Source organism: Pedobacter cryoconitis (assembly GCF_014200595.1).
Lineage (GTDB): Bacteria > Bacteroidota > Bacteroidia > Sphingobacteriales > Sphingobacteriaceae > Pedobacter > Pedobacter cryoconitis_C.
In genome coordinates this window covers 1534684-1558197 of the sequence record NZ_JACHCG010000001.1, presented here as the reverse complement: position 1 = coordinate 1558197, position 23514 = coordinate 1534684, and the positions used below count along the sequence as shown (strand labels likewise).

The 23514-nt window shown below is 39.0% G+C and carries 17 protein-coding genes; 10 read left to right on the top strand and 7 right to left on the bottom strand.

The annotated features are described in order from the left end of the window. Positions 1-78 precede the first annotated feature (78 nt). The 6 genes from HDE70_RS06315 to HDE70_RS06290 all read right to left on the bottom strand — a co-directional run bounded on the left by HDE70_RS06315 (position 79) and on the right by HDE70_RS06290 (position 8345). The gene (locus HDE70_RS06315) at positions 79-1674 is read right to left on the bottom strand and encodes a SusD/RagB family nutrient-binding outer membrane lipoprotein (protein ID WP_183888796.1); all 1596 of its coding nucleotides are present in this window, start codon (positions 1672-1674) and stop codon (positions 79-81) included. A gap of 21 nt (positions 1675-1695) precedes the next feature. Beyond that, positions 1696-4962: a SusC/RagA family TonB-linked outer membrane protein gene (locus tag HDE70_RS06310; protein WP_183869081.1), complete on the bottom strand. Its 3267-nt coding sequence runs from the start codon at positions 4960-4962 to the stop codon at positions 1696-1698. Between the two features lie 75 nt (positions 4963-5037). Next, on the bottom strand, positions 5038-6216 hold the full coding sequence (locus HDE70_RS06305) for an ROK family protein (RefSeq protein ID WP_183869082.1): 1179 nt from the start codon (positions 6214-6216) through the stop codon (positions 5038-5040). A gap of 155 nt (positions 6217-6371) precedes the next feature. Then, positions 6372-6851, bottom strand: a complete 480-nt coding sequence (locus tag HDE70_RS06300) for a DUF421 domain-containing protein (RefSeq protein ID WP_183869083.1) — start codon at positions 6849-6851, stop codon at positions 6372-6374. Between the two features lie 29 nt (positions 6852-6880). Beyond that, on the bottom strand, positions 6881-7171 hold the full coding sequence (locus HDE70_RS06295) for a hypothetical protein (protein ID WP_183888794.1): 291 nt from the start codon (positions 7169-7171) through the stop codon (positions 6881-6883). A 67-nt stretch (positions 7172-7238) separates the two neighbouring features. Continuing rightward, on the bottom strand, positions 7239-8345 hold the full coding sequence (locus HDE70_RS06290) for a hypothetical protein (RefSeq protein WP_183888792.1): 1107 nt from the start codon (positions 8343-8345) through the stop codon (positions 7239-7241). Positions 8346-8562: 217 nt separating this feature from the next. Here HDE70_RS06290 and HDE70_RS06285 point away from each other — a divergent pair, with 217 nt between their 5' ends. Together HDE70_RS06285 and HDE70_RS06280 are read left to right on the top strand one after the other, a co-directional pair. Further along, positions 8563-9966, top strand: coding sequence for an alpha-amylase (locus HDE70_RS06285; protein WP_183869086.1), 1404 nt, complete (start codon positions 8563-8565; stop codon positions 9964-9966). A gap of 116 nt (positions 9967-10082) precedes the next feature. Continuing rightward, positions 10083-11069 carry a hypothetical protein gene (locus tag HDE70_RS06280; protein WP_183888790.1) on the top strand — a complete coding sequence of 329 codons (987 nt, stop codon included), beginning with the start codon at positions 10083-10085 and terminating at the stop codon, positions 11067-11069. Positions 11070-11100: 31 nt separating this feature from the next. Here HDE70_RS06280 and HDE70_RS06275 read toward each other — a convergent pair whose 3' ends face one another. Continuing rightward, positions 11101-11670, bottom strand: a complete 570-nt coding sequence (locus tag HDE70_RS06275) for a Crp/Fnr family transcriptional regulator (RefSeq protein WP_183888788.1) — start codon at positions 11668-11670, stop codon at positions 11101-11103. A 73-nt stretch (positions 11671-11743) separates the two neighbouring features. On the opposite strand from HDE70_RS06275, the gene HDE70_RS06270 reads away from it, so the two are divergent. The 8 genes from HDE70_RS06270 (at position 11744) to HDE70_RS06235 (ending at position 23494) form a co-directional block, all read left to right on the top strand. Continuing rightward, a complete protein-coding gene (locus HDE70_RS06270) occupies positions 11744-12442 on the top strand; it encodes an HAD family hydrolase (RefSeq protein WP_221270723.1) in 699 nt (232 codons plus the stop codon). Then, a complete protein-coding gene (locus HDE70_RS06265; protein ID WP_183888786.1) occupies positions 12442-13065 on the top strand; it encodes a chloramphenicol acetyltransferase in 624 nt (207 codons plus the stop codon). The genes HDE70_RS06270 and HDE70_RS06265 overlap by 1 nt, the downstream gene beginning before the upstream one ends. Before the next feature lie 333 nt (positions 13066-13398). Further along, complete coding sequence (locus tag HDE70_RS06260; protein ID WP_183888784.1) at positions 13399-16446, top strand: SusC/RagA family TonB-linked outer membrane protein; 3048 nt, start codon at positions 13399-13401, stop codon at positions 16444-16446. A 17-nt stretch (positions 16447-16463) separates the two neighbouring features. Then, positions 16464-17807 (top strand): RagB/SusD family nutrient uptake outer membrane protein, encoded by a 1344-nt coding sequence (locus tag HDE70_RS06255; protein ID WP_183869091.1) that lies wholly within the window; start codon positions 16464-16466, stop codon positions 17805-17807. A gap of 561 nt (positions 17808-18368) precedes the next feature. Next, a complete protein-coding gene (locus HDE70_RS06250) occupies positions 18369-21254 on the top strand; it encodes a TonB-dependent receptor (RefSeq protein WP_183888782.1) in 2886 nt (961 codons plus the stop codon). Between the two features lie 62 nt (positions 21255-21316). Beyond that, positions 21317-21976, top strand: a complete 660-nt coding sequence (locus HDE70_RS06245; protein WP_183888780.1) for an HAD family hydrolase — start codon at positions 21317-21319, stop codon at positions 21974-21976. A gap of 76 nt (positions 21977-22052) precedes the next feature. After that, the gene (locus HDE70_RS06240; RefSeq protein WP_183869094.1) at positions 22053-22544 is read left to right on the top strand and encodes an Lrp/AsnC family transcriptional regulator; all 492 of its coding nucleotides are present in this window, start codon (positions 22053-22055) and stop codon (positions 22542-22544) included. Continuing rightward, positions 22541-23494 carry an EamA family transporter gene (locus HDE70_RS06235; protein ID WP_183869095.1) on the top strand — a complete coding sequence of 318 codons (954 nt, stop codon included), beginning with the start codon at positions 22541-22543 and terminating at the stop codon, positions 23492-23494. The genes HDE70_RS06240 and HDE70_RS06235 overlap by 4 nt, the downstream gene beginning before the upstream one ends. The last annotated feature ends 20 nt before the right edge of the window (positions 23495-23514 follow it).

Here is a 23514-nt window from a genome sequence, read left to right as displayed (position 1 = left end):
GATTTTATCTCCGGAATATAAAAATGTCCCGGCTAAAAAAACTAACCGGGACAAGATGTTAACTTAACATGCTATAGGTTACGGTTGCCAGAAGATCTTGGTTTTACGCGTATCCTTAGCTTGAACAGCCTGATAATTTGCTGCATTCAGGATCTTTTCTTTACCTGGATAAATTAACCTGGTTGGAGGAGTATCAAAACCAGATAATTTACCATCTGAAGGGAAAGTTAAGACAGGAAAACCTGTTCTTCTGTACTCAGACCAGGCTTCTGTAGATTGAAGTACCCCTAAATGAACCCATTTTTGAGTATAAATATTAGCCAGTTTATTTGCAGAAGTACCCGTATAGGCAGCAGAAGACGTATTTACCCAGGCATCAATATCAGCAGCGGCAGGAACTGGAACATTCACATATCCACCACCCTGATTTAAACTATTCAGGTAGTGATAAAAAGTAACGGATTGTCTTAAGGCATTTCCATAAGCAGTCTGCGCACTGGCTGAGCTACCCCATCTTTCATAGGCTTCAGCTTTCAAAAGATTGACTTCAGAAGCTGTGATTACAATACCCGGTAATTTTTGGTTATAAAGAAAGGTAGCAGAATCAAGTACTGAATAATCTGCAAATTTAGTTTCCTGATCTGATCCGGTCATCGTAACCGGCATTGCTTTATAGCCTGCATTTGGTACAAACTTACCATTTACTGTTCTGCCGTATTTATCATAAATTACCGGAATACGCGGGTCGTTCGCTGGCAACATCACCGTGTTTAACATGTAATCTGTAGCATACCAGCTGCCTTCCATAAAAGCTGCACTTAAATCACTGGTGCTATTGGTTAAAGGTTGTAGTAAAACATCAGATACACCCGGGTTGTAAGAAGGATTATTTCCACCATCAATCAATGGAAAAGCAGCCGAGTTGTTTAACATATCCAATACAGCTGTTCTGGCTGTTCCTTCGTCAACTTTCGAAATACGCATCAGTAATCTTAAGCGTAAAGAATTTGCATAACGTGCCCATAGATTGACATCACCTTTTAGCAAAATGTCTGCTTTAGCAAAATCTTTATTGGTCGGATTCGCTTTGAAGTAAGCACCAGCAGTTGCCAGATCAGCGATGAAACTGGTATATAATGCTTTTTGCTCATCAAATTTAGCATTCACAATTGTACTGCTTGTTTCCAGACTACCGGCTTCGCTATAAGGAATATCCCCCCATAAGTCTACCATCTTTGCAGCCTGCTCTATCAAAACTACTTTCGCAGCCTGCATAATTGTGGCCTGGGCTGCTTTTTCTGTATCTGAAAGCGTTTTGAATTTAGTCTCCATAGAACGGTACTGTGCCATACTTCCGCTTCCATTACCACCTGTAGCATAAAAATCATCCCAATAGTTTTGCGAATAGCCATCACTCTGCTGGTAAACTGAATTTGCATTAGGGAAGTAAGAAGTTTGTGCATACACGCCAGGCATCTGACATAAAAAAGTACGTACATTCCAATATTTCGCAGCTACCCTGTCATTGTTTAACATGGCTGTAAAAAGTCCGGACAAACTTGCATCACGTGCTTTCTCCGGGTTATAAAATTTATCTTCAATTGCTTTTTTGCAACTCACTAGTGACGTCGCTGCAACTAAAACAAAGCTTATGTTTATAATTAATTTTTTCATCTTATCTCTGAATTAATGCGATTAGAAATTCGCGCTTATAGAAAAACCATAATTTCTTGATGCAGCTGTAGAGCCTACATCTACTCCTTGTGACCACCATTTATTTCCTAATGGTGCTTCAGGATCTAAATCTTTCAGCGTACGCCAGATGTAGAATAAGTTACGGCCAATCAATGAAACTCTCAGGTTGGTGATTTTAAGTTTACTGGTAAACGAAGCTGGCAACTTGTAGCTTAATACCACTTCTCTCATTTTGATATAACTGTTATCAAAAATTTCTCCATCTGTCAAAGAGCCTTCTCCCCAGTTATAAGTGTTTATATAATAATCAGCAGCAGAAACAACTTTGGTATTTGGTAAGCCTGTAGTCTGGTTTACACCTTGTAACAATACCCCATCGTTGTACGTTTTACCATTACTGGTGTAAGCAATTCCACCATGTTCAGCATCTCTGAATTCCATAGAGTTTTCCAGCATACCTGCTCCGCGCATAAATTTAAGGTTTGGTGCAAGCATCTTTCCTCCGAAACGGCCATCAATAGTGAAGTCCAGAGAGAAGTTACCATAGCTGATCGTATTAGAGAAACCGCCAACAACTTTTGGCATAATGTTACCAGCTTTAACGTAGGTACTGTTATCCATTACATATAAACCATCATCATTGATGATATAATTGCCTTTGGAATCTGTTGCTCTTGGGCGTACATAAATATTACCCAATTCTTCACCGGCTTTGGCTACAATTTTAGCAGTTGACTGATCTGAAGAATAGAAATTCAACTCAGACATACCCTGCATTAATGAAATTACACGTGATTTATTAGAAGAGAAATTCAAACGTGTATCCCAACGGAACTTACCAGCTTTTACAGGAGTTGCATTTAAAGCGACTTCAAATCCTCTGCTTCCAATTTCACCCACATTTACAATCTGACTGGTTGCACCAGCAGTTGAACTTACTTGTAGTGGCACGATCTGGTTTTTAACACGGTTATTGTAATAACTTACATCCAAGCCAAGACGTCCTTCTAAAAAGCGGGTTTCCAGACCAAATTCAGCTTCGTGTTTCTTTTCTGGCATTAAAGTATTATTTCCATAAGCATTAGCAGTAACTAAGGATGGAACTGAACCATTAATGGTTTGAAGAGAGGTTTGTGTATAAACAATATTTGATTCATATAACGGTGGCGCATTACCTACCACGCCATAAGAAGCTCTTAATTTACCATAGTTCCAGAAGCCCGGTAATTTCACTACATCACTGAAAACGAAACCACCATTTAATGAATAGTAAGAGTATTTGTTATTCTGCGGAGGCAGTGTAGATGCATATTCCTGACGTGCTGTACCTTCTAAGAACAAGAAGTCTTTGTAGCCTAAGTTTAAGATTCCAAGGTAAGCATATTTCGATTGTTGTTTTCTGATGTCAGAAGTTTCAGGAACACTGAATGAGTTGCTGATTGCAAACCAGTTTCTTGAAACTAATCCATCTTTCGTATTCGATTGCTGGTCTTTATAAGTTTCATTTCTACCCTGGTAACCCCCACTTACTGACAGATTCAGGTCTTTACCAATTTTATTGGAGTAAGTTAGTAAAGCATCTCCATACAAAATTGCATATTGTCCTTGCGTAGTGGTGTATCCACCAGTACTTGTATTCCCATTTAATGCGATCGGAACTTCAGTAAACTGACGGTTTTCTGTTCTTGCACCTGTATAGTCATTACCAATACGCCCTCTGAATTTCAGGTTTTTAGCAACATCATAGTTTAAAGTGAAACTTGATAATAATCTATTCTCATTTTCAACGTACTCGTTTTTCAATTGCTGCCAGTAGAAATCAAGCAAATTAGTTGCTCTGATATTATAAACGAATGGCTCTGGACGATCCAGTTGGTTAAACTGTGCATATTTATAGCCATCACTAGTCTGGAATTTTTCTTTCATCAGGTTCATATCTTCAGCACGGCTGAAGAAACCACCAAATGAACCTAAAACCTGGCCTAACTGATAAGGTCTGTTTTTGGTAATCGTATTTACATAACTCACAATTACATCGGCAGAAAGTTTTGGCGCAAGTTTAATCGTAGAGTTTAAGTTGAAAGAGTTCTTCGAACCTGTGTTTCCTGGTTGTGTACCTTTATAATCCAGACGCGATGCGGAGAAACGGTAATTGATCGCTTCGCTTTGGTTTGAGATAGCCACGTTTGCGTTTGAGGTATAACCTGTCTGATAAACGTCTTTGTAGTTATCAGGTTGCGGAGAATAAGAACGGATTGAACCATCCCACCATTTCACCTGCTGACCTTCCATTTTAGGGCCAAAGTTTGCGTAAGCTCTGAAATATGGTCTTAATCCTGTTGGTGAACTTGGATCTGCAATCCAGCCATCTTCACGCCCGGCATTCGCTAAGTTAGTAGCCCTGTCATAACCCGGGCCGTACACATTCTGGAAATTCGGAAGAAAAGCAACCTGATCAATTGATCCCTGGTAATTAAAATCAATTCCAAGACCTTTTCCTTTTATTCCTTTTTTAGTAGTAATTACGACCACACCACTTCCAGCGTCTGAACCATATAAAGCAGAAGCACTCGCTCCTTTTAAGATAGTCAGACTTTCAATATCCGCAGGATTGATATCTAAAATACCGTTTCCTCTGATCCGCTGATCTCCCCAATAGTTATTGTTGTTAGCACCCGCAGCTCCATTCTGACCATCATTTCTAATCATTACCCCATCTACTACATATAGAGGTTGTTGATTATAACTGATAGAGTTAATTCCACGGATTTGTACGTTGACCGCACTGCTCGCACCACCTGGCGCAGTAGTAATTTTTACTCCGGCAGCTTTACCATATAAAGCGGATGCAAAATTGGTATTACCAGCTTCTGTTAATTGTTTAGCTGTGACCGTACTTACTGCATAGCCCAATGATTTTTCTTGTCGTTTAATCCCTAATGCGGTAGTTACAACAACTTCATTCAGACTGTTTTCACTTTCAGTCAAGGTAACATTCAGTGAGGTTTGATTCCCAATAGTGACTTCCTGTTTGGCGTAACCTACCGCAGAAAAAGACAAAACATCATTTGAACCGGCGGTGATTGAAAACCTTCCGGCGCCATCTGTCTGGGTAACTTTGGAAGTGCCTTTTAGCGAAACACTAACTCCCGGCACAGGGCCGGAAGCATCCCTTACTGTCCCAGTAAGGGTTTTTTGTGCAAAAGCGTTGACTGTCAACAGGGTTAACAGAAAAACACTTAAATACTTTAAGTAAATTTTTCTCATGTTTGGTGTGGTTTAGGTTAGTAATTCGATTTAGTTTTATTTTATATTAGTTATTAATGTGAATTAAAAGTTAAATCAGTCAAATTCACAATGCTCAATGACTAAGCTTGCTCCTGCCAGTAATTCTGCATCCGCGGCTAATTCTGAAAGTACAACTGTGGTTTGAGCAGCTATTCTTGGAATACAGAATTCATTGATTGCTTGTTGTATGGGTGGTAGTAATATTTTACCCGCTGCTGCCCCCCTGCCACTCAGGACGATACATTCGGGATTCATAATATGAATTAAGGTGGCTACTCCTTTTCCAATATGAAAGGCTGCTTCAGAAAGGATAGAAACTGCTAAAGGGTCGTGGTTACGGGCAGCCTCTAAAAATAACTCTCCTGTATTCCTGCTTTCATCTTTAAAGAGTTCGGTCATACTGGTTGCTTCTCCTGCTTCCATAGCCAGTTTAGCTTTCTGTGTCATCACGAGCAGAGAGGTTTCCACTTCCAGACAGCCGCGTTTACCACAAGAGCATAACATATTGGTTGTAGATAAAGGGATATGGCTGAACTCACCTGCATATCCGCTGTTTCCCCTATATAGTTGACCGTTGATAATCATACCTAAACCAGTTCCCCAGCCAATATTAACGACCATTACATCTTTCATCCCTACTGCGGCACCGAAAAACAACTCGGCATTAGCAATCAGGCGTGAATCATTATCAATAAATACCTGAAGCTTAAGCCTGTCTGTTAAATATTTACCAAAATGTGAACCGTCTTTAGTTTTTAGATGCGTATAGTTTACGCCCTCTTCTGCACTGATAAAACCGGGCATACCAATTCCAATCCCCAGGAATTTTTTTTGGTCTATGCCAGAAGCTGCAATATTTTCCGCAATGAATGAAACGAGTTTATCTACTGCTTCTTCATCGTCCAGGATATCGAGTTCAAGTTTTTTAACTGGAAGAATGATCGTATTAGCCAGATCGTAGATAATCAACCGGGCGGTGAACTGATCTGTAGCTACAGAAATAACATAGCGCTGTTTTTCGATATTCAAAAGAAATAAAGAGGCTCTTCTTCCTCCTGTAGAAGGCCCAAGGCCCTGCTCCTGCACATATCCTTCTGAAACCAGGTCATTCACTACTTTCGTAACCAGTGGTAAACTTTTAGAAGTCAGCTTACTTAGCTCAGTTAGCGAAAGTGGATTTTTATAATATAGTTGCTTAATAATATCAACTCTTAATAGTTCCCTATTATTCATAGCTGCAATAGTCTGGTTTAGTTGTCTTTACCAAACTTAATAATTAAATTTTAAACATTACTAATACTTTTTATTTTATTTAATAAGTATTAGTAATGTTTAAAATTTATTTATTAACTAAAATATGGAGGCTATATTTTCTTTATTTATAAAATTTATTCTTTTTTGATGATGCTGATCTCCCCTGTTCTCTCCAAACGCGCCTCATTTATAGCTTCAAGGTCATTGAGATTACCGTTTATTCTTACACTTTCCATCAGATCGCCTTTAGACATCAGGCTCTTGTCCAGATTTTGCTGGTCAATTTGCCCTTGTGTATATAATATTCTTTCTGATCCTTTAATTATACGATCAACCCATTGGTGATGTAAACTTGCCCATGCTAAAGCACGATGCAACATAACCAGTACAAAACCAGCGGTAACTGTTGGCATAAAAGCAGATGCACCCACAACTACCCTGCTTAATAATGCACCAATTGTGATGACAATGATATTATCAAAAGCAGTCTTTTTACCGAATGTGCGGGTACCGGAAATCCTGATAAATAGTAGCATTATGAAATACAACACCAGTGCACGGCATCCCATATTTAATGCGTTGAGGTCCTTGCCCTCCCCAAATATCCTGCTCATTAAGTCCATTAGATTTTAGATTAGGTCCATCAGATATGTTCATCATGGTATAAGTCAATTTCACGGCCTGCGCGTTCAACCAGGTATTCAGTCAGTGAGATATCTTCATGATCATCACCTGTTGGATCTGGTTCATACATTGGCAGATCTCCGGCGATAACATCGGCTGGAGGAACCTGTTCCCAGTTATGCCCGTCAAAATAGATGGCTCCTAATATTCCTCCAAAATAAATTACTTTAAAATAGCCCTTGTCATCGGGCAGGATAGTTAAGGTAATTTCTTTTTTACCGTGTTTGATTTTAATGTTAAATGGTTCCATAAGCTGATTGCTACCCTTTTGTAGGTGAAAGGTTTAAACATCAGCTTAATTAAAATGTTTTTGAATTCTATGGAAGATCTTTTCTGAATTGTTCAAAAAGTTCAGGATTCAATATTTTGAAGTTCTTTTTTAAATCAGCTTGTTCATCATCAGCTGCTATGATTACAAAATCACTTGTTTTATTCAGTGTGAATTCATTCAAACTATCTTTTAGCTTCATGACCACGTTTATAATAGCTTTTTTTGCAGCTGCATATTTTTGCTGCATTTCTGTTTCCTGGTTATAAAGGTCAAAAAAGCGCTCTGTCTCCCCATCCATATTAACTTCCATGTTGTATTGATAATCAGCAGGATTCCAGATGATCCATTTCGCCTTAGTTCCTTGCACCTGCCAATGGTCTTTTTCAGCTTTAGTGCCGTAAGCTATAGCTGGCGGAAACAAATGAGCATTCCCATAATAGAGATACAAACAATATAATTCTTCTGGTATAGCATGCTGATGGATATTTTGCCGGAGTACCGTAAATAGCCTGTCTTCGGCCATAACCGTAAGCTGTTTAAAACTGATAGATTGAGCTGATTTCTGGTAAATAATACTTTCACGGTTTTCCGTAATAGTTTCCAGCAGGCCAAACTGGTCATATTTGTATTCATGGTTCCTGTCTGTTTCAAAATCATCAAATTCCAGATGGCATTTCTTTTCAATCAACTTTTGATTGCTGTTATAATAATAAACTGCATAATCACATTTGCATTGATTGTCAGCTACAGTAATATGTTGAGTCAGCTGGTTCTGCTCGTAATAGAACCGGGAAATCTGTTCGATCTCCTTGTTATCATAAGAAAACCTATAGCGGGTTATCGTATCGTGAGTCCTGATAAAAAACAGCTCATAGAAATATTGCTCAAAACTGGTGTATTGCCTTTCAACGATGATTTCACCCTGAGCATTTAAACCATAATGGTGATGCTCCGCTTTTTTTGCCGGTTCCCCTTTGAGTTTACGTCCCCTTGCCCAGTTATTGCTCTCATAATGAAATGGTTCCGGATTATATAAATCACTGGTTGCCCAGAACCATACTGCAACCTGGCTCTCAGTTTCGACTTTTAATTGCTCAAAGTCTGCTTTTGTCAATTGCTTTATTTTTGTTTTAAGATCAGCTATTTCTTTCATTATATACCAGGCTTACACAAACGGATTACCAATGAAAGCGAAGATAATAGAATAGCTTTCCTAAGCAATAACTTATTAAACTTAAATCAACAATCTTGTTCATATTAAATAAATAATTGTATTTTTATTCCCGTTCGGGAACGTTCCCGAATAAGATTGAGCTTGTCGGGAGACAGGTATTGAGCAAAACATAAAACCAAATAAATAACCAGATAGTATGAACAAAAAATCATCTTACCTATTAGGGAAGACTGTCCTGTTTATGGGCTTTTTTCTCTCCTTTTCTGCTTGCAAAAAGTCAGTAATCGCTGACCCCGCCCCATCAGACAATTTTAAACAGATTCAAGTTGACGCAGCCACGGGTTCCGGAAGCGATGTGATGATGCAGGCATTTTACTGGGACGTTCCCCAGGGCGGCTGGTGGAATACACTGAATGACAAAATTCCGGCATGGAAAGCAGCAGGAATTGGCGCAATATGGCTTCCGCCTGCCACTAAAGCACAAGGTGGTGCAACAAGTATGGGTTATGATCCTTACGATTATTTTGATTTCGGCAGTTACACGCAAATGGGTACAAAACCGACAAGGTTTGGTGATTCAACGAGCCTTGGTAAATTGATCACTACTGCGCACAACAATAGTATAAAAGTATATGCTGATATTGTACTCAATCATTGTAGCGGAGGAACTTTAGAAGCGAATCCTTATACCAATACCAGTACTTATACTAAATTCACGCCGTTATCGGGTAAATTCCAGCGTACTTATAATGATTTCCACCCCAACGATATCGAAGCTGCTGATGAAGGTGCTTTTGCCGGATTCCCTGACCTTTGCCATAAAAAAGCAAATGTTTCTAACTGGATCTATAATGCTTCTTACAGCATGTCCAAATTCTATAAAAACAATCTTCACTTTGACGGATTTCGTTTTGATTACGTAAAAGGCTACGGTGCCTGGGTAGTCAAAAATTTCGTGAACAGTGTAGGTGGCCCTGCGGCTGTTTTTGCTGTTGGTGAGGAATGGGATGGTAATGCCGCAAACTTACAGAATTGGGTAGATGCAACTGAACAAACTTCTTCAGCTTTTGATTTTGCTTGTTTTTATGCGATGCATAGTGCCTTTGACACGAATGACCTGACACGTTTGAATGATGATATGTTATTAAAGAGAAATGCAGCCAAGGCAGTTACTTTTGTAAGTAACCATGATACTGATATTACCACCAATAAGTATTCCGCTTATGCTTATATCATGACTCACGAAGGATATCCTTGTGTTTTCTATAAAGACTACGAGAATCTGCTGGACAAAAACCGGATGAATAACCTGATCTGGATCCATAAAAACCTGGCTGGAGGAACAACAACCAATTTATACTCAGCTACCGATCAGTATATTGACAGAAGAAACGGATACGGTACGCTTCCTGGTTTAATTGTCTATTTTAATGGTAGTGATAACTGGCAGCAACAGTGGGTAACTTCTAACTGGGCTAATAAAAAGATAAAAGAATATACAGGTGCATCGAATTGGGAGCCAACTGTTGCTGCTGACGGAAGGGTATTGATCCAGGTTCCCCCACACGCTTATTCGATCTGGTCAGTTACTGGTCTGTAAATCAAGTCATCATTTTTCATCCGAAGCTGAAGCGGTTTGATAGTTTAAACCGCTTCAGCTTTTATCTCTGCTATATAAAAGAGCTCCATTCAATAGCTGATACACATCAAACATCTATGAAAAGAATCATTCCTTTAGTCCTGCTCACCTTACTTTTTGCCTGTAAAAATCATCCCGAAATTAAAAGGATCAAAGGGGATTTGAATTATACACCTGCCAATATGGAGTCTGAGCAAATATCGGCCGGATTCTACCTGGCTGCTGATCTCAAAACACAAGAATTGCGGGCTGATATTGAGCTCAGTAATCCAGGCAGCAGTGCCTTAACGATTAGTGAAATTGAAATAGCCACAGCCGAAGGGCTCCGGACATTACCCAAAACTGGAAGTACTGGATCAATAGTGTTGAAACCAGGAGAGAACAAAAAACTTTCGTTAAAATTCCAACCATTAAACAATCTCAAAGAATATCAACTTACGGGTAGAAATGGATATTTCAAATCCCTTTACAACCTTATAATCAACTATAAAACGGAGGACAATAAGTTAGCAGTAACAAGTATGACCACGACTTTAGCACCAGCTGAATACAAAGCATATCTTAACAAGTATCAAGCTAACACCACGAGTTACTCATTGAATACGAAGTCCGATTTCACTACGCAACAGAAAGCTTATTTAAGCGGTATAAAACAAGTTAAGCAACCGCCATTTGTTTATGTAAGTGATCAGGAAATTGCCCTTTCAGGTGTAAATTTCAGATTAAGAAGTTATAAGGAAAGTGATACTTTAAATGCAGAAATATTTATAGTCAACCATTCCGGTTTTTCTGTAAAAATAAATAAGGATAACCTGGATATCATTTACCCCGGCGAATCTCCTTCAACTCATTTGAAGGATGCTGTCACTATAGAAAAAATCTCAGGATCAAAACAGGATTTGTACACGATAGAAAAAGGTGACCGTGTTTTAATCCGTCTTAAAAAACCATTCAAAACCTCATCGGAAAAGGCAATTTTATCATTCAATAAAGCTTTTGAATTCACTGATCGCATTCCCTTGTTTAAAAATAATATTGAATTGATAACTGTTCATCTGCCTTAAAATCAGCACAGGGTATTATCCTGAATAAGACTTAAGTTTTCTTCAGTTGTTTTAATGCCCTGTTTAAACTTCTGATAGTGATACCAAGATAAGCTGCCATATCATCCCTGCTCAAATCAATTTGTTCCTTTTCCTGAAGCTGGAGCAATTTAGAAAGTCCATGTTCTAAAGAATATAATTGCTGAAAAGAAGCCCTGCTACTGGTATGCAAGATACGGTCAGTCAACTCTTGCAGCAGTATTTTATTAATTTCAAGATTTTTATCTACTAAAGACAGAAAAAAAGAAGCAGATAAGCAATAGGCACTCACCGCACTGATTGCTTCTACAGTACAAAGACATGCCCTGCTTTTCAGCGCTTCTATTTCACCAATAATCTGTCCCTTGCCCAAAAACTCAAACAGATACTCTTTATCATTTTCTTCAGTCAGGTAGCATTTTGTTACCCCCTCCTTGATAATAAATACTTTACCGATCTTAACATCCTGTTCAAGTAATCTTTCACCTTTATTAAAAGACCTCAGAATGATATCCTCTTTTCTTTCCTGAAGGGTATAAAGATGCTCAATGAAGGTTAATAAATCAGTATTGGTTCTTAACATAGGTGATTCGGGACAATTGTCCTTTTTAGAAAATTAAAGTATTTTACTTTTGCAGCAATTGAAAACAAAAGTAATGATCAAAAATCAAATTCAGGTAATCGCTTTCGACGCAGATGACACACTTTGGGTCAATGAGCCCTATTTTCAGGAAACTGAGCTTGCATTTTGCCAGTTACTGGAAGCCTATTTACCGGTTCATGAAGTCTCTCAGGAATTATTCAGGACTGAGATGAAAAACTTAGCTCTTTATGGCTATGGAGTCAAAGGTTTTATGCTTTGTATGATAGAAACATTAAGCAGGGTATCAAATGATAAAGCAAGTATAGTACTGGTCAATAAAGTTATTGCGCTTGGCCAGTCACTTTTACAACAGCCGATAGCTTTACTGGATGGTGTAACAGAGGTTTTAAAACACCTGAAAAGCGATTATAGATTAGTTGTTGCTACAAAAGGCGATCTTTTAGATCAGGAAAGAAAGCTTAGAAATTCTGGGTTGCAGGATTATTTCCATCATATTGAAATTATGAGTGATAAGCAGACATTTGATTATCAGAAATTACTGAAACATCTGGATTGTAAACCGGAACACTTTTTAATGCTCGGCAATTCTATTAAATCAGATATACTTCCTGTTTTAGAATTAGGTGGTTATGCTGCGCACATCCCCTATCATACCACGTGGGCACATGAACAAATCACAGAAAGTTTAACACATCCAAATTTTCTGTCTTTAAACACGATGACAGAAATTATTGAAATCTTAAAAAACTAATGGAAAAAGAACTGGATATCGCAAACTGGAAAAGAAAAGAACATTTCCATTTTTTCAGAAAATTCGAAGAGCCCTTCTTTGGGGTGACTGTAAAAATAGATTGTACCAAGGCTTATGCGCAAGCAAAACAATCAGGAAAGTCATTCTTCCTATATTATTTGTATCAATCTTTAAAGGCTGCAAATACAATTGAAGAATTTAAGTATAGAATTAAAGGAGAAAAAGTAATCGTTTATGATCAGGTTAATGCTTCGGCAACAATTGGCCGTGCTGATGAAACTTTTGGTTTCTCTTATATGGAATTTAAGGAAGATTTAGAGGATTTTTATGGCTTGGCGCAACAAGAAGCTGACCGGGTTTCAAAAGGAACCGGACTATTCCCTGAGGTATTCAGTGAAAATGTAATTCATTACTCCGCCCTTCCCTGGATAGACTTTTCTGCTTTGTCGCATGCCAGATCTTTTTCAATGGAAGATAGTGCCCCCAAGATATCATTCAGCAAACTAACCACCACAGAAACCAGCAAGGCCATGAATGTTTCCATCCATGTAAGCCACGCCTTAATGGATGGTTATCATGTAGGGAAGTTTGTCGCCAAATTTCAGGAGTTAATGAACGGATAAACTCAAGGCATTTTAATGTTCAGATTAAATACTACCAAAATAGTAGTATTTAATCTGAACATTGTATATTTGTGCCATCATACACAAATGCCAATTATAAAATGATTTCCGAAGCTAAAAAAACTGACCTTCAATTGCCGCTGATCAATCCTGATTTCAGCGTGTTAATTTATGCAAGCCGCATGCCTTCCATGCGATGTTGTCTCCTGGCATAAAGCCCGGTCCCGGTACACCTACCGTCTCTTAATCAATCCTTAATCCGGCTATTTTCTTAACAGTCCCAATTTCCGGGGCAAGGGAAAACTATGCCCAAATCTTTTCAAATTTTCAGACATGAAACTAAAATTACTACAGCTTTTTTCGCTGTTGATACTGCTGTCTATACCAGCATTTTCACAGTATAAAACCATTACCGGCAGGGTAACTGATCAGACCGATCATCAGCCTGTTCCTGGCGTCAGTGTACGCCTGCATACTAAAAACTCGGGTACCATAACTAATGCACAAGGTGAATTTACGATAAGCCTGCCGGATGACGAGAAATCCCTTGATTTCAGTTATATCGGTTATCTTTCACAAAGTATTAAAGTGACTGCAAATTCGCTCTCTGTGCAGCTTGTACCCGATTTACAACAGCTTAGCGAGGTTGTTGTAACGGGTTACGGTACACAGGAACGCAAATTTATCTCCGGTTCTATATCCACAATCAAAGGTGATCAGCTAAAAGATATAGCAGGCTCCGGTTTTAACCAGTTAATACAAGGTAAAGCAACCGGAGTACAAGTATCTTCAGATTCTGGTGTGCCCGGTGGTGGAGTTACCTTTCGCATCAGAGGGAACAATTCTATTAACGCCTCAGTAGAACCACTTTATGTAATTGATGGGGTTTTCGTCAATAGCAAAGACCCGGTTACAACTGGTTTAGGCAACCAGGCCGGCTCTAATCCATTGTCAGATATTAACCCGGCAGATATTGAATCACTGGTGATTTTAAAGGATGCAAATTCAACAGCTATTTATGGATCATTAGGTGCTAACGGCGTTGTATTGGTCACTACTAAACGTGGAAAGTTAAACACGAAAGCAAAAATCATTTTAAGCACTTATCAGGGCTGGTCAGATGCGAATAAGAAATTTCAAACCGCAACCGGGCCGCAAACCGCAGAACTAGCAAATGAAGCAGTAATTAATACGGCTAAAGACCGCGGTACAGACCCCGCAACTGTGGTCCTTCCTTTTCCAAATCCCGCTGCCCTGCCTACTTATGACCGGATCAGTGATTTATTCAGAACAGCAAGAACTTCTAACTATGAACTTTCTGCACAAGGAGGAACGGCAACAAGTACTTACTACACCGGATTAAGTTATTTAAAACAAGAATCAATTGTTAAGCCTTCAGGATTTGAAAGATATACAGGCCGGTTTAACTACGATAACAACCTGACAGATAAATTAAAAGTAGGAACGAGTTTTAATTTTACCCGTACGTTCAGAAACGTCAGCAGTAATGATAACAATGCTACAGGAGTAATTAACTCTGCTATCTTTCCAAGATCGTATCTGCCAGTATACAATGCTGATGGCACTTTTGCCAGGTATGGAAGTTTTGATAACCATATTGCACTGATCGAAAATCTGAATAATTCTGCTGTTGGATGGCGAACCATCGGTAATTTATTTGCTGAATATGCTTTTTCACCCGAACTGAAATTGAAAAGCAGCTGGAGTATAGATAACAATAGCCTTTATGAAAATAATTACAGCAATACATTGATCAGTGCGGGTATTGCTTCTAATGGAGCTGCCAGCTCAAATGAAGGCAAAAACCTGGTACTCACCAATGAACAGGTATTAACTTATATCAAATCATTCGGAACAGATAAAAAGCATAATATCAATGCCTTAGTAGGAAATACATTAAGTACTAACCTTTCACAAGGTACTGGCGCTACAGGAACCGGCTTTGCAACCAATGCTTTGACCGCTATTTCTGATGCTGCTATCCGCTCAGGATCTTCTTACCGTTCTCAAAACAAACTGGTTTCTTTTTTTGGTAAGGCTAGTTATACTTATAATCAAAAGTATACTATTGACGGAAGTCTGCGGGCTGATGCTTCCTCTAAATTTGGGAAGAACAAGCAATGGGGCTATTTTCCATCCGGAGGATTAACCTGGAGAGCAGGACAAGAGGAATTTATCTCTAAACTGGGAATATTTGATGAATTGAAATTCAGGGCAAGTGCGGGCCTTTCAGGAAATCAAAACGGGATCGGAGATTACGCAGCATTAGGTTTATGGAAAGCCGGGTATAATTACCTTGAAAGTGCGGGAACAGCCCCTACACAATTGGCTAATCCTGATTTAACCTGGGAAACTACACGCCAGATTGATATTGGTACTGAATTCGCCATCGTAAAAAACAGGTTGAGTTTCACTTTTGATTATTACAATAAGTATACTTACAACTTATTACTTAATGTCCCTGTACCCTACCGTTCAGGCTTTAGCTCACAACTTCAGAATTTCGGAGCCATCAGAAATAAAGGACTGGAACTCAGCATTCATTCAGTCAATATAGAAACAAAGGACTTTAGCTGGACAACTGATTTTAATGTTTCACAAAATACGAACCGCATTGAAAAGCTGGCTTCTGACATCTCTCTTGGTGCTTCGGGAAGAAACATCTCCATTCTAAGAGAAGGTTACGCCGTAAATTCTTTTCAACTCTACAAACAATTATATGTAGATCCGAATACGGGTAATGCAGTATATGATGATGTCAATAAAGATGGTCAGATTAATACAGCAGACCGGCAAATTGTAGGGAGCGCGATTCCAAAATACACAGGAGGGCTAACAAATACGCTAACCTATAAAAACCTCGATTTTAACTTCTTCTTCTACTTTCAGCAAGGAAACAAGATTATGAATATGCATGATTTCTTTCTGGTACATGGTGGTACGCAGAACAATATAGGTTTTGATCCAAGACAATTGGACAGATGGCAGAAACCAGGTGACATTACCGATATTCCAAGATTAACGACTTATAGTGGCGACCCCACAGCGAATGGCGGTGCAGCAAATAACTATGGCGGAAATGTAGCAAGACTAAGTACACGTTACCTGGAAGATGGCTCTTTTATCCGACTAAAGAATGTCACTTTAGGTTATACGATCCCTGCATTAATCAGTCAGAAATGGGGAATCAGCAAAGCACGGATTTACGTATCAGGTACAAATCTGTTAACCTTTACCAAATATAAAGGATTGGATCCGGAAGTCAGTTCTCAAAGTGGCGACCAGAATACGGCTGGATATGACTGGGCTACTGTGCCTCAGCCAAGAACGATTCAGGCAGGTATAAGCGTAACATTTTAATTTTTAAAACGATCAATATGAAATATCCAACTCCCTATACAAAAGCTATCTATTTGCTTATTTTACCTTTGTTATTTAGCTCCTGCAAAAAATACCTGGAAGAAGTACCCAACAATGCAATTCCCTCCGCAACTGCAATTATAGACGCAGGAACAGCAAGGGCCGCTATTTTAGGTACTTATAACAGCTTACAGAATTACACCACAGATTATATTACTTTGGGTACGATTACGGCAGATAACGTAGCTTTTAATGGTACTTTAAGTGAGTATTTGCAGCTGGATCAGAATGCGATTCCTACTGATAATGTAATTACTGTAGGAGTTTATAGAAAGATATATAGTACAATTAATTCTGCAAACAGTGTGATTGCAGGCCTGCCCGGGGTTACAGATCCTTTACTTCAAACAGCAGAAAAGAACAGGATTCTGGGAGAAGCTTATTTTATCCGTGCGCTGGGTTATTTCGATCTGGCCAGAGGCTGGGGAGGTGTACAGTTACAGCTCACTCCTACTGCGACCATTAACGGAATAAAAGGGGTTAAAAGGAGCACTTTAACACAAACTTATGACCAGGTACTTGCTGATTTAATCCAGTCAGAACAATTATTGCCTGACGATGATGCGACGACCAGGAACAGGGTTCAAAAAAGTGCTGTCCGGGCATTACGCGCAAGGTTAGCCTTGTACCGCGAAAACTGGGCAGATGCAGTCACCTATTCGACGCAGGTAATTGCGCAGTCAAAATTTGCATTGGTAAATACTTATCAATCCTTCTTTACAGCTCCTTATTTAAGCACTGAATCTGTTTTTGAGCTAACCTTTTCAGCTAACAATCAAAATAACTACTGGTCTTTATGGTATCCAAGTGCTTTGGGCGGATCTTACACGTTGAAACCTACTGCTTCATTGATTAGTAAACTGAACGACCCTGCAATTGGAGGAACCAGAAAAAGCCTGATCGGTGGCACTGGAAATAGTGTTTACGGAGCGTTGTATAATACTGCCGGAACAAGCACAGATCCTTCTTATCTGATCAGGATTTCTGAACTTTACCTGATCAGAGCAGAGGCCAAAGCACATTTGGATGCACTGGATGGAGCACTCGCTGATTTGAATGTAGTCCGTAAAAGAGCTGGTGTTCCTCCAGTTACTACAGGTAATCAAACAGATATATTACAGGCAATTGCAGATGAAAACAATGTTGAATTTGCTTTTGAAGCACATCGCTGGTTTGATTTGGTCAGGACAAAACAGGCAGGTAAAGTACTCAGTCTGACCAATACCAATTTCTGGTTATTCCCTATTCCCTATTCTGATATCCTTTCAGATCCTGATGTAGTTCAGAATCCAGGATATTAATTAAATGGATTAAGCATACGGCCTGGAGACAGGCCGTATTTTTTTTACACTAATTTTTAGCTTTTAGCAAAAATCAGCTATTAAGATCCTCAAAAGCAACAAACAAAAAGCTTTTCTGATTATTTAAATCGATTTTTCAGTCCTTAACCTTTGTATAGTCTTAAAAAAGAAAATGCAAATTCTCATTTCACAGAAAAAACAATCAAATACAAACAGAATGCTAAAATAAAACCACACGAAATCAGACATACACCCCAGAATTAGATTACAATATGATCAAAAAATAGTTAATTACAGAAATAAGAAAAATAAGCAGAATGAGCACCAACGAATAAACGAATGAATTCAATTTACTATGATTTATAGAAATAAACAACAAATAAATTTAAAAAAATTTGAACAACAGGCTATCATCTAATGAAATATCCAGAAAACACCATTAAAGCGCATAATTATCAGCTCTAAACACGACACATAAAATAAAAAAAATCATAAACAGGATTGTAACAATAAATTTATCGTAATATTTTCGTTAGATTACAGTCTAAACAAACCTGAACTATGATTAAAACCTTACAAAAAATCGTTTTTGTCGTCTTTTTTCTGATGATTTCGAACCAACTATTTGCCCAGGTCTTAAAAGGCAAAGTCACAGATTCTGCCGGACTCGTTATTCCGGGCGCAACCCTACAGGTAATTGGCCTTAAACTGGGGACTTCTACAGATTCTAATGGAAAATATGCCATTAAATTCCAAAAAACCGGCACCTATAAACTCCGTGTGTCTTTTACAGGGTACCAGAATACAGAAGCAGCCATTCAAATGGACAGTAGTTCAAAAACTACAGACTTCGTTTTAATGGATACTAAAACCTTATTGCAAAATGTTGTTGTAATCGGATCCAGATCATCGGTACCAAGAACAAACATTGAAAGTGTAGTTCCTGTAGATTTGATTACAACCAAGGATGTGAAAACATTTGCACAAGTAGATCTGACCCAGATCTTAAACTATGTAGCTCCTTCATTTAGCTCTAACAGGCAAACTGTTGCAGATGGAACTGACCACATTGACCCGGCTTCACTCCGGGGATTAGGCCCTGACCAGGTATTAGTTTTAGTAAATGGAAAACGCAGACACACTACCGCGCTGGTGAATATCAATGGTACATTTGGCCGTGGCTCGGTCGGTACTGACTTAAACTCAATTCCTGTTGCAGCCATTGAACGGATCGAGGTTTTGCGTGACGGTGCAGCAGCACAATATGGTTCGGATGCTATTGCAGGCGTAATCAACATTGTCTTGAAAAAAGTAACTCCTTACAGCTTTTCTACATCATTTGGCCAGTCTGATTCTAAAGCTTTAGGGCGTGATTTTAGTGATGGGCGTACTTTTCAGGCTGATTTCAGCAAAGGATGGGCATTTAATAATGATAAGGGCTTTATCAATTTTGCAGGTCAATATATAAAACGGGAATATACAAATCGTGGTGGCCTGGACACCCGTCCGCTTTTATATTCAGCAGCACCTGCAAAAGGGGCGCTGGAAACTGAAGCGGCATTTGAAGCCAGATATGCAGGCTTAAAAGCTGCCGATGATGCAAGAGCAGCTGCGAATGGGCTGGATAGAAATAACATGCGCGTAGGAAACTCTGATTCAAAAAACGGAGGTTTCTTCCTAAACGGGCAATACAATTTCACTAAAAACTCCAATCTTTATTTTGCAGCCGGATATACGCACAAAACGGGCAGTGCTGCTGGTTTTTTCCGTTTACCAACGCAAACCACACAGATTGACCTGACCTTGTTCCCTAATGGATTTCTTCCTTTTATAGATACAAAAATTAATGACCTTTCCTTCTCTATCGGTTCAAAAGGTAAAATCGGAACCTGGGATTATGATATTAGCAATACCAGCGGCGAGAACAACATTAAATTCAACATCAACAATACAGTTAACGCTTCCCTCCCTCTGGGCACCAGCCCGACTTCATTTTATGCAGGTGAATTGCTATTCAGACAAAATACCAGCAATCTGGATTTGAGTAAAAAACATGAGTTTGATGGCGGATTTATCACGTCATTAAATACTGCTTTTGGTGGAGAGTTCAGGGTTGATAATTATCAGATTAAACCAGGCGAAGAACTATCTTATTCTTTTGGCCAGCCATCGGCAGGTATTCCGGGAAGACTGATAGGCACATCGTTCACCGCAGCAGGTGCACAGGTATTTCCAGGTTTCAAACCTGGTAACGCAATTGACAAATCAAGAAATAACGTAAGTGCTTATGCAGATTTTGAAGCTGAATTTGGCCCCAGAGTACTTATAGAAGCCGCAGGACGTTATGAGAAGTACAGCGATTTTGGTTCCAACTTCTCTTATAAATTTACTGGTAAAGTGAAATTATTTGGTGACATCTCTTTGCGCGGCGCCTATGCAACTGGCTTTAGAGCGCCTTCTTTACACCAGCGCTATTTCAATAATGAGAGTACACAATTTGTTGCAGGTAATCCTACACAGGTGTTAACAGTTAATAACGACAATCCAATTGTTGGCCAGTTTGGTGTTGGCTCTCTAAAACCTGAAATCTCCAGATCAGGAAGTCTCGGGTTAGCAGGAAAAATAGCCAAAACGTTTACTTTCACTATCGACGCTTACAATATTGACATTAAAGACCGGATTGTTTTCTCTAGTCAGTATGCACGTGAAAGAACCAGTGCAGGTGCACTAATTCCAACCGGTGTAGTTAACCAGATTTTAAACACAGTTGATCCGAATGCTCAAGTAAACAGTGTGCAGTTTTTCACCAATGCCATCACCACCAATACAGCAGGTTTAGATGTCGTGCTGACCAACAAATTTTATTTAGGCAGTAAAAGCAGTTTATTACTGAGTATTGCAGGGAACTTAAATAAAACGGTGGTGAGAAGCATCAACGGAGGAGATAAAATAGAAAGCGACCCTACCTTAAAAGCTAAATTATTTGACCGTTTAGAGCGTTCACGTTATGAAAGTTCAGTCCCTAAAAACAAGTTAAATATTACTGCTAATCTGACTGTTGACAAATTAAGTTTTGTAGCAAGGACAGTTCGTTTTGGAGAAGTAACTTATCTGAATGCGATTGATCCAAACATTCCATCGAATAATTTACCAGTACAACTGGATCAAACATTTACACCAAAGTGGGTGACTGATTTTTCTGTAAGTTATGCAGCAAATAAAATTTTAACATTAACCGTTGGCGCAAACAACATTTTTGATGTATATCCTGATAAACTATATACCAATCCAAGAAATAATGCGAACAATTTAAGTGGTATTCCTACCGAAAATTATACTGGTAACCTGGACAATACTTCAAATGGAAGATTCTTATATCCAAGGGCAATCAGCCAGTTTGGTTATAGCGGCCGTTATGTATACGCAAAAATCGGCTGTACATTCTAAATCTTTGTAAAATGGAAAAAGCTAAGCAGCTTTTTCCATTTTATTCAGCTTAACTTTGCGGGATGAATAAAGAAATTGCAGTCATCTTTGACATGGACGGAGTAATCTGTCATACAAATCCCTATCATTCCCTGGCTTTTCGTGAATTTTTCTCCGCACGTAATCTTTACCCTACACAAGAAGACTTTGCTGCGCATATGTTTGGAAAAAGCAACCGCTATATCCTATCTCATTTTTTAGGAAGACCGGTTGCAGATGAAGAGTTTCTTCAAATGGAAAATGAAAAAGAAAGTCTTTTCCGGAAAATATATGCCTCACATATTGAACCTATTGCCGGTATCCTTGAATTAATTACTGATTTACAACACAACGGAGTTAAACTTGGTGTAGCTACATCTGCACCTTACGCCAACCTGGACCTGATTTTAAGCGAGGTGCCCATTCGTGAAAAACTAGGTTCTGTACTGGCGAGTGAGGATGTTATAAAGCATAAACCAGATCCTGAAATATACCTGGCCTCCGCTCATAATCTGGATGTCTCCCCTGAACAATGTCTTGTTTTTGAGGATTCGTACTCAGGGATTTCAGCGGCGCTTAATGCAGGAATGCGGGTAGTCGGCGTATTAACTTCTCATACCATAGAAGAACTGCCTCCTTGCGCGCTATACATAGATAACTATAAGAATCTGTCATTCGATAAAATCAAATTGTTGTTTTCTTAAAGAGCCTATTCCGAATTTAACTTATTTATTTCACAATATAAATGAATATAATTCTGAATTATACTACATTTATAGAATGATAGTCGAAAACAACATCAATTTAGATCATATTGATCTTGCGATATTAAGGTTAATGCAGGATAATTCAAGAATTTCCAATGTCCACATGGCAAAGGAACTTGAAATGGCACCTTCTGCTGTTTTGGAGCGGGTAAAGAAACTGGAACAAAAGCAAGTAATTGTTCAATATACGACCAGGATTAATCCCGCAGCAGTTGGTCTGAAATTGCTGGCCTTTATCTCCATGAAAGCGTCTCACAGTTTGGGCTGTACCACAACAGCGACCGAACTAGCTAAAATAGAGGAAGTTCAGGAGGTGCATATTATTGCAGGAGAAGATTGTTATTTAGTTAAAGTGAGAACGGCAGACTCTGCTTCTTTGATGGAATTGATGCGAACTTCCTTTAGTAAGATCACTACGATCGTATCTATCCGCACTACTATTGTGCTGGAAACCGTAAAAGAACAACAGCAATTAGTAATTCCTGAAAACAAAAAAATATCATGACCAATAAACCCGCCTCTCCACTCCTCGTTTATCTCGCCTTTGCCACTGTATATATCGTATGGGGATCAACCTATTTTTTCATTCAAAGAGCTCTTGCTGGCTTTCCACCGTTTTTTCTCGGCACTTTTCGTTTCATCATTGCAGGCACCCTGCTTATGACGTGGTGTAAATTCAGGGGAGAAAAAATATTTGACTGGAAAAACATAAAATATGCAGTAGTCAGCGGTCTGTTAATGCTTGGGGTTGCCAATGGTACAGTAATCTGGGTAGAACAGTTTATTCCAAGTGGCCTGGTAGCTATTATGGTTGCCTCCGCAGCCATCTGGTTTGTGATCCTGGACAAACCTAAATGGAAAGAAAACCTAAGCAGTAAATCGACAATTGCAGGATTGATTATAGGTTTTATCGGCGTAATTTTACTATTTTCAGAACAAGTACTTCAGGCAGTAAATACACCTCAAAGTTCAAACCAGATATTAGGGATGGCGCTGTTAGTTTTGGGGCCGGTTGCATGGGCAGGGGGATCTTTATATTCTAAATACCATTCAGCTCCCGGAAGTTCTGTATCTGTAAATACAGCCTGGCAAATGCTGGCTGCTGGTGCTGCCTTTATAGTGGGCAGTGCACTGAGCTCTGAATATCAGTATTTTCACTGGAACAATGTACCGCTTAGTGCTTGGCTAGCTATCGTTTACCTGATTATATTTGGCTCTATCGCTGCTTTTAGTGCTTATGTATGGCTCTTAACAGTTCGTCCTGCAACACAAGTAAGTACTTATGCCTATGTTAACCCTGTAGTAGCCATTTTATTAAGCGTATGTTTTACCCGTGAAACGGTCAGTCTGATTCAAATTCTTGGCCTGTTTGTTATTCTTGGAAGTGTCCTGTTGATTAATCTTGCTAAATACAAGAAAGATAAAGTCACTGCTGATTTACCTTTAACTAAATAAAAACACAGCAGACAAGCCCT

What these genes read in the sequence shown, in the direction of transcription:
- HDE70_RS06315 (WP_183888796.1), bottom strand. Translation starts at nt 1,674, where the DNA reads ATGAAAAAATTAATTATAAACATAAGCTTTGTTTTAGTTGCAGCGACG.
- HDE70_RS06310 (WP_183869081.1), bottom strand. Translation starts at nt 4,962, where the DNA reads ATGAGAAAAATTTACTTAAAGTATTTAAGTGTTTTTCTGTTAACCCTG.
- HDE70_RS06305 (WP_183869082.1), bottom strand. Translation starts at nt 6,216, where the DNA reads ATGAATAATAGGGAACTATTAAGAGTTGATATTATTAAGCAACTATAT.
- HDE70_RS06300 (WP_183869083.1), bottom strand. Translation starts at nt 6,851, where the DNA reads ATGAGCAGGATATTTGGGGAGGGCAAGGACCTCAACGCATTAAATATG.
- HDE70_RS06295 (WP_183888794.1), bottom strand. Translation starts at nt 7,171, where the DNA reads ATGGAACCATTTAACATTAAAATCAAACACGGTAAAAAAGAAATTACC.
- HDE70_RS06290 (WP_183888792.1), bottom strand. Translation starts at nt 8,345, where the DNA reads ATGAAAGAAATAGCTGATCTTAAAACAAAAATAAAGCAATTGACAAAA.
- HDE70_RS06285 (WP_183869086.1), top strand. Translation starts at nt 8,563, where the DNA reads ATGAACAAAAAATCATCTTACCTATTAGGGAAGACTGTCCTGTTTATG.
- HDE70_RS06280 (WP_183888790.1), top strand. Translation starts at nt 10,083, where the DNA reads ATGAAAAGAATCATTCCTTTAGTCCTGCTCACCTTACTTTTTGCCTGT.
- HDE70_RS06275 (WP_183888788.1), bottom strand. Translation starts at nt 11,670, where the DNA reads ATGTTAAGAACCAATACTGATTTATTAACCTTCATTGAGCATCTTTAT.
- HDE70_RS06270 (WP_221270723.1), top strand. Translation starts at nt 11,744, where the DNA reads ATGATCAAAAATCAAATTCAGGTAATCGCTTTCGACGCAGATGACACA.
- HDE70_RS06265 (WP_183888786.1), top strand. Translation starts at nt 12,442, where the DNA reads ATGGAAAAAGAACTGGATATCGCAAACTGGAAAAGAAAAGAACATTTC.
- HDE70_RS06260 (WP_183888784.1), top strand. Translation starts at nt 13,399, where the DNA reads ATGAAACTAAAATTACTACAGCTTTTTTCGCTGTTGATACTGCTGTCT.
- HDE70_RS06255 (WP_183869091.1), top strand. Translation starts at nt 16,464, where the DNA reads ATGAAATATCCAACTCCCTATACAAAAGCTATCTATTTGCTTATTTTA.
- HDE70_RS06250 (WP_183888782.1), top strand. Translation starts at nt 18,369, where the DNA reads ATGATTAAAACCTTACAAAAAATCGTTTTTGTCGTCTTTTTTCTGATG.
- HDE70_RS06245 (WP_183888780.1), top strand. Translation starts at nt 21,317, where the DNA reads ATGAATAAAGAAATTGCAGTCATCTTTGACATGGACGGAGTAATCTGT.
- HDE70_RS06240 (WP_183869094.1), top strand. Translation starts at nt 22,053, where the DNA reads ATGATAGTCGAAAACAACATCAATTTAGATCATATTGATCTTGCGATA.
- HDE70_RS06235 (WP_183869095.1), top strand. Translation starts at nt 22,541, where the DNA reads ATGACCAATAAACCCGCCTCTCCACTCCTCGTTTATCTCGCCTTTGCC.